Raw genomic sequence first — 14,080 nt, forward strand, 5'->3', positions numbered from 1 at the left:
AACTCACCCTTCCAGGGCAAAGTCAAACAAGCGATGGGCCATTTCTAATTTACTGCAAGGTGCTATTTCCACTTGCTTTCCGGCGGCATCGATCAAAATTGCTTGATTGGTATTGCTACCAAAACCGGAGGCGATTTTGTCGATCGGATTTGCCGCAATTACATCCAATTTCTTGGCCCGCAATTTTTCCCAAGCTGGCTTGACAATATCACCTGTTTGTGCGGCAAACCCGATTAGTTTTTGATGTGGCTGTTTCAATGTTCCCAACTCTGCCACAATATCCGGTACCGCTGTCAAGGCTAAAGCATCCGGGAGCGATCGCTTGGGCAATTTCTGACTATGGTACTCCGTCGGTTTCACATCAGCCACCGCCGCCGCCATCACCGTCAAATCCGCATCGGGAAAACATTCCAGCATCCCTTGTCGCATTTCTGCTGCACTCGTGAGGGCGATCGACCTGACACCGGGCAATGATAAATCGCCACTTATACTATGTACCAGAGTAACGGTCGCACCTCGGTGCTGTGCAGCCCGCGCCAGAGCTATGCCCATTTTACCAGTGGAAGGATTGCCGATAAACCTCACCGGATCGAGGTGTTCCCGCGTACCTCCCGCACCGATCAACACCCGTTTACCAGCTAAATCTCGATCGCCCTTAGTATACAACAATGATTCTATGTGAGCCACAATCTCACTTGGTTCTGCCATCCTGCCCGCACCCACGCGATCGCACGCCAGCAGTCCCGCCCCAGGCGACATACCATGATATCGCCTATCTGTCAATATTTCGCGCCAATTTCGCTGCACCGCCGGCTGTTCCCACATATCAGTATTCATCGCCGGTACCAACAAAATTGGACACTGAGAAGCAAGTACCGTATTTGTGAGTAAATTATCCGCAAAACCCCCCGCCAACTTAGCCAAACTATTCGCTGTGAGGGGAGCGATCGCAAAAACCGATGCCCATTCTGCCAGTTGAATGTGCAAAGGGCGTCCGTGACTAGCTTCCCAGAAATCTTTGTCAGTAAAAGCAGCTTGGCGACAGAGAGTAGCAAAAGTCAAGGGCGTGACGAACTCTTGAGCCGCATCAGTCAGAATAGCTCTGACTTCAACTCCCGACTTGGCTAAAGTTGAAACTACTTCACAAACTTTGTAAGCTGCAATCCCGCCACTAACGCCAATTAAAACTCGTGTACCCTTCATATCTTTTTGCATAAAAAAGAATTAGGAGAAAATCAAGATCGGCAGAGACAAAAATCCCTAACTCATCTATATAAATTGGCTACCAAATCTGTGGCTAACCTTCTCCTAAAACTTGCTGAGATTTTTGCTATTTTTGAGGCTATGCTTCGTCGTAGGCTTCCATGTCCAGAAGGTGAAGATAAGGCTCGACCAACTCCGGGCGCTGAAACGCAAGCGATCGCAGCAAATGCCAATCGTTCAATCCCTCAAAAGGATCTGTGTAATCGTCCACTTCTAGACGATCGGCCAATTGTGCCACATCCTCCGAAGTAAGTACAGCAATATCGCGCGATGCTTTGGTTAAAGTTTTCATCTTTATTCCGTCCCCGAGATTTCCGCCATACTATATCCTAAGCCTTTAATCCGATTTAGACACAGTTTCTAGAACAAAACTTCGCATTAGATCTACAACTTGTGGTTGAATCTCGTGTCCCATGGGAAATTCGTGGTACTGCACCGACGCCCCCCAATCCGTGAAAGTATCGCGCGATCGCACTGCCGCACTCACAGGGACAATATTATCTTGAGTGCCGTGTACGATTAAAACAGGTGGCAACCGGCTACCTGCAACTGGCGACTGAGAATGCAAATAACCGCTCAAACAAATTAAACCAGCCAGAGGCAAAGTTAATCCCACATCCAGAGTCATCGCTCCACCTTGAGAAAACCCACCTAAAATCGTCTTAGACAAAGGCACACCCGTACTGCTTTCTAAAGACAATAAAAATTCTGTTAGCAATCGCCGACTTTCGATCGATCCCTTGGAGTCATTACCTTGAAGGTCATACCACATTTTGCCACCGGGTACTTGGGGGTGGGCAAAAGGGGCATCGGCAAACACAAACTCATAGTCTGGTAAATTGAATGCCGGCGCTAAAGAAGTCAAATCGCGAGCATTGGCACCCCATCCGTGCAAAGCGACAATCATACCCACTGGTGGGCGATCCGTGCTCGGTGGAATGCTAATAGATTTTAAAGACATCGGAATCAGTAATTGGTAATCGGGTATGGGACGAATTATAAATTGTTGTGGCGATTGTAGTTGATACTCCCCACCGATGAATCGGGGGGATTCTTGATTAAGACCACAAAGGGACTCTCAAAGGCGTTAAGTAAGTCCACCTAATTAAATGCAAGATCCAAATCGCTCAAAAGCTTACTGGCGGTTCTCTCGGATGTTGGGTGTAAAATGTAGCAAATAATACTAAATTTTTGAATAAGGAAAGCTGAAACCCTAGATTTTGCTAGCTCATAATCATTACTTATCACCATAATTACGAGAGAGCCGAAATTTGATTGAGCGATCGCACTAAAGAGAAAAACATCCCCAAATAGAACATCCAGAGCCTCGACTTCTTTCTTCTCAGAAACCGCTCTAGCTACTCAATAGAAAGTTATGAGTTAAATTCATAACTCATAACTTCTAATTTTCAAGCAGTTTTTTGTTCGCCGAAATCTGACTGCTGCCCCTCGCTCGCTAGTAAATTCCACCCTTGAGTTCTCAGTTTTTGAAATGTTGCCCACCCTTTAGAACCATCCGGTTCTAGATAGTCCGATGCAGCGTACTGTGGAAAAGCTGTATAAGGTCGCCACGGTTGGCGGGGTTCAGTGCGTAGGTGCAATATTTTTTCTCCATTGCTTCCCAATCTGGGCAACCAGCACATTTGTTTCAGCATATCTAACACTCCATAGTATGGTCTCGTGCGAAGTCGATTTTACGCAGGAAATTACCGTTTAATCCAGCATTAATTTGGCGGTTTTCCCTTGGCTCTATAAATACACGCTGATTCTCCCTCTTTCTGGATCGAATAACATCTTTCTACCGTATTGGTTTTATGATTTTAAAAATGTTCCTCAAGTTACAGTTATTAAAATATCGCCACGATTTATTACCTTATCAAAAGTTAAACGTATTTTCATAAATCAGTGGTTCCATAGTTATTTGTGCGTTTGACTACATTTTGTCTTTTAAAACAGCCTTTCTATCCTGGTTCTGGTTTTAATTTAGATAGCGATGGATAGTTATTTCTAATCGATCGATATCAAAAGGTTTGGAAATATATGCAACGCAGCCGGCTAGCAAAATCCGATCGCGGTCTTCCGCTTTTGCTAGTGCTGTGACAGCAATAATCGGAATATTTATCAGTTGGGGATTTTGTTTGAGACGGCTCATCAGTTCTATACCGTCGATATCCGGTAAACAAATGTCTAGCAAAATTAGGTCGGGAGGTCGGGAAACTGCTACTGAAAGAGCTGTGCGACCGTCTAGGGCTTGGACGCACTCGTAACCAAATAAATCGAGTATTTGTGCTAGCAGCTCTAAATTGTCGTGATTGTCGTCTATAGCTAAGACTAAGGGACGTTTATCAACCAGCAGTCGATCGCTCTTACCAAACGAATATTCTAAATTCAGATTCCAGTTGGGGTAATTCATAAATGCCGACTCAGGCCGTTTCTCTGTAATTTTACTTATCCTATAACATAAATTTAACTCAACATCGATGCCATTTCCTTGTAAAGTAGGCCAGCCAAAGGCCAAAAGCATTATCTAGAATCCCAAGTTTTCCACTTCCCTAAATTCTGAGGTTTAAACGAGAGTATAGTCTTTCTCAAGAAAGTAAAGTACGCACGTCACCATTAGCTCTTACCCAGGACTAGGTGTATCTCACCTAAGTGAGCAAGGCTATATTTTCATCTCTTTTCAAGGATGAGCCTGTACTCTAGCTCCCTTCCCTTTACAAAACTTAACCTCTGTAACATCACTAGAAAAATTATGGATATTGATACAACATAATACTATTATGTAGTCAGTATTGCTTATATTGCTTAAATTGTTATATTCTGTAATAGAATGCGAGTTAGGATAAGAGCTCGCAAAATGCTATTATCAGCCTTGGGGATCAAAAAAGATGGCTCGTAAAAGAATTATAAAAATGTCCATATCGGCTGTGGAACAGGAGAGTTTACTCAACCGAATTACTACTCGCATCCGACACTCTTTAGAACTGCAAGAGATTTTGATGACAACGGTAAAAGAACTCGGTAACTTGTTAGAGAGCGATCGAGTAAAAATTTATCGGTTTGAACCTGATGGCAGCGGTGAGGTAATTGCTGAGTCGATTAAGGATAATAATTTGCCGTCACTGTTGGGCTTACATTTTCCAGCAACCGACATTCCCAAAACCGCTCGCGAAATGTTTGTCAAAGCTAGACAGCGAGTAATTATAGATGTCGGATTGAATCATCAAACAATTAATCGATTAGATTGTCCCGAAACAGGCAAAACTTTAGCTGCTGAAGATATTCGCTATGCTAAGGTAGACCCCTGTCACATAGAGTATCTGAGGACGATGGGTGTCTATTCTTCCCTCACAGTGCCGATTTTGCATCACAATCAGCTTTGGGGGATCTTGGTCTGTCATCACACGCAACCGAAACGGTTTAGCGATCGAGAATTAAAAATTGTGCAATTGCTTGTGGATCAACTGTCAATTGCGATCGCCCAATCTTTTCTCCTCAGTCAAGCTCGACAGCAAGCTCGCGATGAAGCCATTGTCAACCAAATTAGCAGTTTGCTCCACTCTCCCCTAGAATTGACAGAAATTAGACACACAGTCCTAGAACAAACCGTCAAATCTTTAGCAGGTTGTGGCGGTAGATTGTACATTGCCCCCGAAGGAGTGAATTGGCCAGCGGAACTTTATACCTGCGGTCAACAGCCACAGCATTTAGAAATAGAAAAAAGCCAGTTTTGGCAAGAAATCATGGGTGTAAAACAATCATTAACAGTTGAAAAAAAAGAAGAAAGTAATGGTCACTATTCTGGGATTTTTCCCGATATTCAAATAGAAAACTACCAGGAAAAAGGTTTAACAATTGCTAATTATATAATTCCAGAATTATATGCAATCTCCGATATTTCTCAAGCACCTAAACTTAAATCTTTATCTTCATATTTCCTGGAAGTTTCTATCAGGTCAATGCTGGCAGTTCCACTGCAATATCGCGATCAGTGCATCGGCTGTCTTACCATCTTTCGCAGTGAAATAGAAACAGAAACTTTATGGGCGGGACAGTGTGACTCCGAGGCAAGAAACGACCGTCCCCGAAAGTCATTTGCAGCGTGGAAAGAAATAAAAAAACAACAAGGTAGAAACTGGAAAGCTGATGAACTGAAGCTAGCAAAATCCTTGGCAACTCATCTTTATATGGCGGCAATGCAAAGGCGCGTAGAAGCAATGATTCGACATCAAGCTTCCCACGACCAACTAACAGGTTTAGCTAACAAATTGCTGTTTAACGAACAACTGTCCCTAGCTGTAGTTAACGCTCACCAAAACGCCGAAATCTTGGCCGTTATCTTTCTTGATTTGGATGGTTTTAAAAATGTTAACGATACCCTCGGTCATGCTGTAGGCGACCAGTTACTCCAAGCAGTATCTTGGCGCTTAACCAACTGTTTGCGCGTGGGCGATTCCATTGCCCGTTGGGGCGGAGATGAATTTACTTTACTGCTGTACAATATTAGCAGTGCCCAGGATGCCATTGATACTTGCCAGCAGATTCTCCAAAGTTTATGTACTCCTTTTCACTTTGAGGAGCAGCAACTTTATATCAAAGCCAGCTTGGGAATTGCTTTGGCTCCCTATGACGGCGAAGATGCCGAAACTTTGCTGAAAAACGCCGATGCTGCTATGTACAAAGCGAAACAGAAAGGTCGGAATAATTATCAGTTTTATACCAGAGCGATCGGCAACAAAGCATCGGAGCGTCTGGTATTAGAAAATAATCTTTACCGAGCTCTAGAAAATTCAGAATTTTTGCTCTACTACCAGCCACAAATAGATATAAATAGTGGCAAAATAGTCGCCCTAGAAGCTTTAGTTCGTTGGGAGCATCCCGATCGCGGTTTGATGGGTCCAGATCGATTTATTCCCTTAGCTGAGGAAACAGGATTAATCTGCCAGATTGACGAATGGGTGCTGCGAACTGCTTGCCTTCAAAATCGAGAATGGCAGTTAATGGGACTGCCACCGATGCGGGTAGCTGTAAATTTATCTGCCCGTCAGTTTCAGCAACATAACACAGTACAAACAATCGCTAAAATCTTGTCGGAAACTGGCCTAGCTCCAGAGTATTTAGAAATAGAAATAACCGAAACTATTGCCATGACAGATGTGAAATTTACCGTGTCTGTATTGCAGCAGTTGCAGGAAATGGGAATTCGGATTTCTCTAGACGATTTTGGCACTGGTTATTCTTCTTTGTGGTCTCTCAAACACCTACCACTCAACAATTTAAAAATCGATCGCTCCTTCGTGGCAGATTTGATGAATGGTACCAGCGGTGCTGCTATTGTGAAAGTGGCGATCGCCTTGGGACAGGGATTGAATTTAGAGGTAATTGCTGAGGGAGTCGAAACCCCAGAACAGTTGGAATTTTTGCATTCCCTCAAGTGCGATATGGCTCAAGGTTACTTCTTTAGCAAGCCACTATCTGTGATAGCGACAACCCAATTGTGCATGGAAAATAGAGAATGGAAATTGACTTGTAGTCCCAACTGCAATTAGTAATAAGTGTTGACAATTGACAGTGGACAGTCGGATTCGGTTCCTGAGCGAAGTAGAAGGGTCGAAGGGCAGGATAAACTCCGTCGCAGCACCCTCTTCCCTCTTGGTTTTTTGTATGAGTAATTATTCCGCATCTATCTTAAGGTGTATTTACTTAAAAAAGTATGGATTTAAAGTTATGCACAAGGATAGATGCCTGACAATTATTCATGAGTTACGCATATCGTGACCCACCACCGCTGGGATTCGTAAATTTCTATTTTTCAATCTTCTATTTTTCACAGCAACTTGGTTTTTGACCCTAATTCATTTTCTTTATATAACCGCAGTGCAAAAAAAAATAATACACATAACCCCGACTGATTAAACAAGCCGGGGTTTTGAAATAGTAGTCTTTTAGGTTTAATTAAAACGACCTACTTAAGACCCATTACTCTTTATCCAACCAAGCCAGAACGAAGGGCGAGAACAGCAGCTTGAGTGCGGTCATCAGCACATAATTTATTCAAAATGTTGCGGACATGAGTTTTGACAGTGCCCACAGTAATGTAAAGTTTTTCCGCAATAGCAGCATTACTATAGCCCTGCACAATTAGCTCCAAAACTTCTAATTCCCGCCCCGTCAAAGGGTAAGTTTCAATAATGTGAGTAAACTCTGGTTCCGCAGCTTTAATTGTAACTTTTTTACCCTCAGATTTTTGTTCTTCCGGGGCAGACTCCTTAGTGCGAGCTTGTTTCAGGACTATACGAGCGATCGCCGGGTCAATCCAAGACTGGCCTTCGTGAGTTACTTTGACTACATCTAATAACTGGTCAAAACTGATATCTTTCATGCAGTAAGAGTCAGCTCCGGCGGCAAAAGCTGCGAGGACTTCTTGTTCATTGTCCTGAAAAGTCAGAATCAAAACCTTTGTGTCTGGATCGGAGTCTGCAACGATCGCTTTTTTGAACTTTTGGGTCAGTTCAATTCCGTCAAAATCTGGCAACCCAATATCTACAATTGCCACGTCAGGTTTGGAAGACTGAAGCAGTTTCAATCCCTCTGTCGCATTCGCGGCATCCCCCACAACTTCTATGGTATCACTCTGTTGTAAAGCTGTACGGATACCCACTCTTGTCAGGTCATGGTCTTCGATCAAAGCAACGCGAATTTTACTCATTTTTTTTCTAATGCCCTGCTGAAATTTTTAAATATAGCCAAATTACTCAGCTAAACAGACTCGATTTGAGAATGCGATCGCCGATCGGGTTAACCCGATCGCCTATCTTGTTCCAGCATACTCATGGAATCGCACAATTGCAAATTAATTGTTAAGTAATTTGGCTGCACCCTCTGATTCACCCTATGGGGACAGGTAGGCTCTCCTCGTTTTTACTGTCTGATTAAATTATCCCTTTGTCCGCCCCTTGATAGATGTAAACAGTTCCGTGAGTGGATAAATTTAATATATAAAAACCTTTGATGCAGTAACGCAATCAAAATTGATGGAGCTAGCAGCCGGACTATTAATTTGGTTTTAGCGCTAAGGCTCGACGCTTATTTATAAAATGTAATTATGACTCACTATTACCGAAAGCACTCTTTTTCCTCGGACTTTTCCGACCGGGAAAGTTCCCAGATGGGAGCGGAAATAACACCAGGGAAACCACCTGTTAACTCTTGGGATCATCAGCTCGATCGCCTGTTAAAGACCATTCCTCACATAGTTTGGCAAGCAAATGCTGATGGGGCGGTGACTTATTTGAACCGTGCCTGGGAAGAGTATACAGGAGTAGCCCCCACAGCAGCCTTGGATTTCGGCTATCTGGAGTCCGTCCATCCAGAAGACAGAGCTCGCTTCCCCTGGCGATCGGGGCAGACTGTGAGCCTAGACTCAAGTTATGAAATAGAATTGCGGCTCAGGACGCGATCGGGTATTTACCGATGGAACCTAGCAAAATTTTCCCGCGTCAACGGCCAGAGCGAGGGAGTTTTAGAGTGGGTGGGAACCTATACAGATATAGATGGGTTCAAGCAAACTCAAGAAAGGCAGGAAGCAGAACCATCATCTCTCAAGAATTTGCCGGACTCCAAAGCTAGCGAGACAGCAGAAAACTTGAATGCAACCAGCGTGGCTAAAGATGCGCAGCAGCACCATTTGCAAGTTGTGGAACGGTTTACAAATCTGTTGCATCAGCCGGCGGGAAGCCTGTGCGAACTGTTCCAAGCCATAGCGGATGCGGTAGTTGAGACGATCGCCGAGGCTCAATTTTGCTTGGTGGCCCTCCCCAACTGCGACGATAACCACAGCCTCTTGTTAAGTGCAGTCACTGGGGCGGAAAAATTTGCTGGGGGTAAAACCCTGTACGTGCAAGATGCCCTGCTATCCCAAGCCTTTGCTACGGGAAAGTCTCAATTGTCATCCCAGGAGTCCGGCGCAGAAGTGCCTGCTGCTGGTGCAGTGGCGATCGAGTCTTTGCCCACAGGGCGTTTGGGGGTGTTGGCGATCGGTAATTGGCAAGATAGCCAAGCCATTGACGATGCAACTATGCAACTGCTGGGGGCGATCGGCAGACAAGCTGCGATCGCGATTCATAGCGCGCAGGCGATCGAAATTAAGCAAAAACAGGAACTACTTTTAGACTTACAAAATCAGCTCTTACTTCGCCAGCAAGCAGAATTAGAAAAGCAAAGTTGCCTCATTCAACAGCAAAAATTGCAACTGCTAGAAGCAGCCAAGTTAAAATCGCAATTTTTGAGAACTATGTCCCATGAATTGCGAACTCCCATGAATGCAATTATCGGTTTTTCACAATTGCTACTACGCCAGGACAAACAACTACTGACTCCTCAGCAAAGAGATTTTGTGGGGCGTATTTTTAATAATGGTAAAAATCTGCTAGTGCTGATTAACGATATCCTTGATATCTCGAAAATGGAGACTTGTGGGGCTAAATTAGAAATAGCTGAATTTGATTTAGCCCAGTTGGTAATCGCTACCGCCCTGGAATGTGGAAATCAGGTTACAGATAAAAATTTGTCCCTGTCTGTCAGCGTGTGTTTGCAGGAGCGGTTGATAGTTCATGACCAGTCGCGCTTGCGGCAACTTTTGGTGAATCTCATTTCCAATTCGATTAAATTTACTCATCAGGGAAACATTGGCATTTCTGTGCGAGAACTAACCCTCGATCGACTAATTATCAAGGTCACTGATACAGGAATTGGCATCAGCGAAGCCGATTTACCACATATTTTTGACAAGTTCCACCAAGCCGATCGAACTACCAGTCGCCAATATCCCGGCATCGGTTTAGGACTAGCTATTAGTGCCTCTTTAGCAAAAACCATGAACAGCACACTTACAGTAGAAAGTCAAGTAGGAAAAGGTTCAACTTTTCGGATCGAATTGCCACGAAAAATGAATTGACAAAAAAAATCAGGGAACGTACAAGCCGTAAAGGCACTGCTTTTACAAGGCATTTCCCCGTGAACGAAGAATCCCCACGCCTTTAGGGCCGGAAGTGTCAATTAACCGGATTTGATATAATTTCTAGTCTTGAGAAGGCGAATCTTTAGATACACTTGAGAGCGGGCTAAAATTGAAAATCTCAAATCGCAGGAAGTTTCGGGTGAAGGAAGTTATTAAAAGTTCGTCAGAATATCAAAGGAAGCACTCGATCGCACCTTTGCTGTTATCCCTATTATGGCTGTGCGCGATCGCTGGGGTGGCTTTCCTCTGGAATCTGGGCAATATTGGTTTAGTTGACGAAACCGAACCGTTGTTTGCTGAAGCCGCTCGCCAAATGACCGTCACTGGTGATTTCATCACCCCCTATTTCAACGGCGATACCAGGTTTGACAAGCCACCGTTGGTTTACTGGCTGATGGCGCTGGCCTATCGGGCGATCGGCGTTAACGAATGGGCTGTCCGTATTCCCTCGGCCCTAGCGGGAATATGTATCACTTGCCTGGGATTCTATACCCTATCGCAATCGTTGTCACAACTCATCAGGAATCAGCAAGAAGTCCGAAGCAATGAGCAAGAAGAAACATTCTCTGACTCTCCCAATAATTTCCCCCTCTCCCGCTCTCCCGGTATTCCTCTATTTCTTTCTGCACCTTGGATTGGTGCTGCCCTCATAGCATTAAATCCCCAAACTATTGCCTGGGGAAGGACTGGGGTTTCAGATATGCTCCTTACCGGCTGTATGTGTTCGGCACTCCTGGCCTTTTTCCTGGGATATACCCTAGAAGAAAAGAAGCAATCAGCAGGATTTTCCACTGTTTCTGCTTCCCGATTTCCCAATCCGTGGTATCTCTGTTTTTATGTACTAATTGCCTTAGCAATTTTGACTAAGGGGCCTGTGGGAATTGTGTTGCCAGCCCTGATTATTGGCTGCTTCAGCTTTTATTTAGGCAATTTTCGACAACTTTGGCGAGAAATGCGTCCGGTGTCGGGAATCTTGATTATTCTGGCGATCGCCCTACCTTGGTACATTCTGGTTATTTTAGCCAACGGTGAAACTTATATTGACAGCTTTTTTGGATATCACAATTTCCAGCGTTTTACTGGAGTTGTGAATCGACACTCAGCACCTTGGTATTTTTACTTTTTTGTAGTGTTAGTGGGTTTTGCGCCTTGGTCGATTTATTTGCCCGTGGCGATCGCCCGCACCCGTTTTTGGCAGCGTACTTACTGGCGGCGTCAACCTCGATCGGCACAGTTAAGTTTATTTGCCCTGTTTTGGTTCCTCTGCATTTTTGGCTTTTTCACGATCGCCGTGACCAAATTGCCCAGTTATGTATTGCCTTTAATGCCGGCATCGGCGATTTTGGTAACGCTGTTGTGGAGCGATATCATTGGAGAAAAAGCAGCAGAAACCAGCCGGGGAAAGTTAGAAACACCACCGAATTCTTTACCCAGAGGACTATTAATTACCTACGTTGTCAATGTCGTATTTTTATTAATCATCGCTGGAGCAACTTTATACTCCTACAACTGGCTAGGAGACGATCCAGCTATGCCAAATTTCCCCCAAGCACTTCAACAGTCTGGTTTGTTGATTGTCGGCGGTGGGATTTGGATAGTTACGGCGGTGGCGATCGCCCTTTTATTATGGCAGAGACAGCAACGCTGGATTTTGGTTGCTAACTTCATCGGATTGGTAGCATTTATCATCTTTGGTTTAACTCCAGCCTACAATTTAGTCGATCTCAACCGTCAGTTACCTCTGCGACAATTAGCACAGGTTGCTGTTCAACAAAAATTGCCTGGGGAAGAGTTTATGATGATTGGTTTTGCCAAACCTAGTGTAGTTTTTTATTCGCATTTACCGGTGACTTATTACCGACTGCCCAAAGGTGCGATCGACTACATTGAAGAATCTAAAAATCAAACTTCTCCGTCTATTTTGGTTTTAGGATATCCAGACAAATTTGTGAAATTTGGATTGCAGCCAAATGAATATCAACTGCTGGATACTCGTGGTGCTTACCAACTAGCTAGAGTTCCCAGAACAGCTTTTCGATAGTCTGTTATAACTGCGGCTGCGGTGAGTTGACTTATAGATGATATCAATTCCGGTTGTATCGGAATCATTAAACCACAGAGAACACAGAGGACACAGAGAAAAGAGAAATAATAATTCCGATGTCAACGGATTTGATATGATACACTCCTGAACCCACGGGGGGTCAAAAACCCGGTTTCTGCGTCAATATCTCATATAAAATCCTCTCTTCATCGTCCTGTATTAAACTCTCTCTTCTCTTCCTTCGCGTCCTTAGCGCCTTCGCGGTTAAATCATTCCGATACAACCGGAATTGATATTATGAGCTCATTTGCTTGACACTAAATGTACATCCTGATAGGCTAGCTTTAGGTAAAGCGTAAAGGTCGTAACGCGATGAAAGTAACGTATCAGTATCAATTCTATCCAGACACTAATCAAAAACAGAAGCTCAATCACTGGCTGAGGATTTGCCGTTATTGGTATAATCGCCAGTTAGGCGACAGATTCGATTGGTGGGACATGAATCGGACTGGTATTGATGCTTGTCCACTAATCAGCAGTATTTCTAATCCTAGGGAAAAGCCTAATTACTACAACCAAAAAGCTTTACTACCAGCGCTCAAAAAAGACTTGGTAAAAGTTTGTCATAGTGGTGAATTGTTGGATTTTAAGCAAGTAGATTCTACTGTCTTGCAAGATGTTTCCAAACGAGTAGACAAAACATTTGAGCGATTCATCATCGGCGATAGTAAAGGTGGGAAAAAGGAAATTTTGTATACCCATACTAGGGCTGCAAAGATGCCCACGTCATAGAAACACGAGGCTTGACGTGGGAGTATGTCATATCAAATCCGTTGACATCGGAATTATTAATCTCTCTCTTCTCTTCCTTCGCGTCCTTTGCGCCTTCGTGGTTAAATCATTCCGATACAACCGGAATTGATGTCACTATCATATTGATGGGTAATGTAGGATTTGAACCTACGGCATCCTGCGTGTAAAGCAGGCGCTCTACCACTGAGCTAATCACCCAATTGCACTCACAAGAATTTATGATATCAGAGTATTCCCAAAAAATCAAGTAAAAAAATCTAAACTTTTAAATGCCCTCTGGCCGTACCCACGATCGCATCACACTATGGAGTTTGCCCTTTGTCGCAGCCCTCACCCTTGGCCAGACTCGCAGCAGTCATCTAACTTTGCTGGTTTCCGGCAGCTTTTTATTGGGCGGGCTGATGTTTGGCCCCGACTTGGATATCTACTCCTGTCAGTATCAGCGTTGGGGATGGTTCAAGCTGATTTGGCTACCCTACCAAAAAAGGCTGCGCCACCGCTCTTGGCTGTCCCACGGCCCTTTGATTGGCACTGCTGTACGTATCTTGTACCTCGCTACCTGGCTCGGAGTTGTGGGGATATTTGGGTTGGCCATTACTCAAACAGTCGGGAATCCAACCTGGAACTGGCAGCAAGTGCTTTTAAGTTGCTGGCACTCGATCGCCAAACACCCGATCGAATTGTTAGCTGTTTACATAGGTCTAGAATTTGGCGCTATGAGCCACTATCTGAGCGATTGGGGAGGCTCGGTTTACAAAAGATTCAAAAAGAAAGGATTGAGCCGGCTGCATCCTCCTGAGACAATAAAGGTGCGCAAACGCAAAGCTCCCATCCGCAAATCTAGTAAATCTCTAGTACCAGGAAGCAACAAGAAGCAAGCAGGAAAAAGGAAGAAGCAATAAAATTAATGGTTTGGGTCAATCACAACGTCCTCGGCGCCT

General features: G+C 44.2%; 11 protein-coding genes and 1 tRNA gene. 5 read left to right on the top strand and 7 right to left on the bottom strand.

Going from position 1 to position 14,080, the window contains the following annotated elements:
* Positions 1-3: 3 nt before the first annotated feature.
* The 5 genes from coaBC to P2A85_RS00765 form a co-directional block, all read right to left on the bottom strand.
* Entirely contained in the window at positions 4-1,203 is a 1,200-nt protein-coding gene (gene coaBC, locus P2A85_RS00745) for a bifunctional phosphopantothenoylcysteine decarboxylase/phosphopantothenate--cysteine ligase CoaBC (protein ID WP_377477026.1), read from the bottom strand.
* Positions 1,204-1,342: 139 nt separating this feature from the next.
* Entirely contained in the window at positions 1,343-1,555 is a 213-nt protein-coding gene (locus P2A85_RS00750; RefSeq protein ID WP_340519840.1) for a DUF2555 domain-containing protein, read from the bottom strand.
* Between the two features lie 45 nt (positions 1,556-1,600).
* Positions 1,601-2,224, bottom strand: a complete 624-nt coding sequence (locus P2A85_RS00755; RefSeq protein ID WP_377477027.1) for an alpha/beta hydrolase — start codon at positions 2,222-2,224, stop codon at positions 1,601-1,603.
* A gap of 448 nt (positions 2,225-2,672) precedes the next feature.
* Entirely contained in the window at positions 2,673-2,918 is a 246-nt protein-coding gene (locus P2A85_RS00760; RefSeq protein ID WP_377477028.1) for a hypothetical protein, read from the bottom strand.
* Positions 2,919-3,241: 323 nt separating this feature from the next.
* Entirely contained in the window at positions 3,242-3,676 is a 435-nt protein-coding gene (locus P2A85_RS00765) for a response regulator (RefSeq protein WP_377477029.1), read from the bottom strand.
* Between the two features lie 475 nt (positions 3,677-4,151).
* On the opposite strand from P2A85_RS00765, the gene P2A85_RS00770 reads away from it, so the two are divergent.
* On the top strand, positions 4,152-6,812 hold the full coding sequence (locus P2A85_RS00770; protein ID WP_377477030.1) for an EAL domain-containing protein: 2,661 nt from the start codon (positions 4,152-4,154) through the stop codon (positions 6,810-6,812).
* Between the two features lie 437 nt (positions 6,813-7,249).
* On the opposite strand, the gene P2A85_RS00775 is transcribed toward P2A85_RS00770, so the two are convergent.
* Complete coding sequence (locus P2A85_RS00775) at positions 7,250-7,972, bottom strand: response regulator transcription factor (RefSeq protein WP_341739824.1); 723 nt, start codon at positions 7,970-7,972, stop codon at positions 7,250-7,252.
* A gap of 396 nt (positions 7,973-8,368) precedes the next feature.
* Here P2A85_RS00775 and P2A85_RS00780 point away from each other — a divergent pair, with 396 nt between their 5' ends.
* From P2A85_RS00780 to P2A85_RS00790, 3 genes are all read left to right on the top strand, one after another.
* Positions 8,369-10,219 carry an ATP-binding protein gene (locus P2A85_RS00780; protein WP_377477032.1) on the top strand — a complete coding sequence of 617 codons (1,851 nt, stop codon included), beginning with the start codon at positions 8,369-8,371 and terminating at the stop codon, positions 10,217-10,219.
* 202 nt (positions 10,220-10,421) lie between these two features.
* Complete coding sequence (locus tag P2A85_RS00785; protein WP_377477033.1) at positions 10,422-12,323, top strand: ArnT family glycosyltransferase; 1,902 nt, start codon at positions 10,422-10,424, stop codon at positions 12,321-12,323.
* Positions 12,324-12,698: 375 nt separating this feature from the next.
* Complete coding sequence (locus P2A85_RS00790; protein WP_341735055.1) at positions 12,699-13,118, top strand: helix-turn-helix domain-containing protein; 420 nt, start codon at positions 12,699-12,701, stop codon at positions 13,116-13,118.
* A 147-nt stretch (positions 13,119-13,265) separates the two neighbouring features.
* On the opposite strand, the gene P2A85_RS00795 is transcribed toward P2A85_RS00790, so the two are convergent.
* Positions 13,266-13,337 (bottom strand) — tRNA-Val (locus P2A85_RS00795).
* A 71-nt stretch (positions 13,338-13,408) separates the two neighbouring features.
* Here P2A85_RS00795 and P2A85_RS00800 point away from each other — a divergent pair.
* Positions 13,409-14,041: a metal-binding protein gene (locus P2A85_RS00800; RefSeq protein ID WP_377477034.1), complete on the top strand. Its 633-nt coding sequence runs from the start codon at positions 13,409-13,411 to the stop codon at positions 14,039-14,041.
* Positions 14,042-14,080 lie beyond the last annotated feature (39 nt).

This window comes from Microcoleus anatoxicus (assembly GCF_042465725.1).
Lineage (GTDB): Bacteria > Cyanobacteriota > Cyanobacteriia > Cyanobacteriales > Microcoleaceae > Microcoleus > Microcoleus anatoxicus.

Bases quoted from the DNA above. Each gene is read 5' to 3' on its own strand.
- coaBC (WP_377477026.1), bottom strand. From the start codon at position 1,203: ATGAAGGGTACACGAGTTTTAATTGGCGTTAGTGGCGGGATTGCAGCT.
- P2A85_RS00750 (WP_340519840.1), bottom strand. From the start codon at position 1,555: ATGAAAACTTTAACCAAAGCATCGCGCGATATTGCTGTACTTACTTCG.
- P2A85_RS00755 (WP_377477027.1), bottom strand. From the start codon at position 2,224: ATGTCTTTAAAATCTATTAGCATTCCACCGAGCACGGATCGCCCACCA.
- P2A85_RS00760 (WP_377477028.1), bottom strand. From the start codon at position 2,918: ATGCTGAAACAAATGTGCTGGTTGCCCAGATTGGGAAGCAATGGAGAA.
- P2A85_RS00765 (WP_377477029.1), bottom strand. From the start codon at position 3,676: ATGAATTACCCCAACTGGAATCTGAATTTAGAATATTCGTTTGGTAAG.
- P2A85_RS00770 (WP_377477030.1), top strand. From the start codon at position 4,152: ATGGCTCGTAAAAGAATTATAAAAATGTCCATATCGGCTGTGGAACAG.
- P2A85_RS00775 (WP_341739824.1), bottom strand. From the start codon at position 7,972: ATGAGTAAAATTCGCGTTGCTTTGATCGAAGACCATGACCTGACAAGA.
- P2A85_RS00780 (WP_377477032.1), top strand. From the start codon at position 8,369: ATGACTCACTATTACCGAAAGCACTCTTTTTCCTCGGACTTTTCCGAC.
- P2A85_RS00790 (WP_341735055.1), top strand. From the start codon at position 12,699: ATGAAAGTAACGTATCAGTATCAATTCTATCCAGACACTAATCAAAAA.
- P2A85_RS00800 (WP_377477034.1), top strand. From the start codon at position 13,409: ATGCCCTCTGGCCGTACCCACGATCGCATCACACTATGGAGTTTGCCC.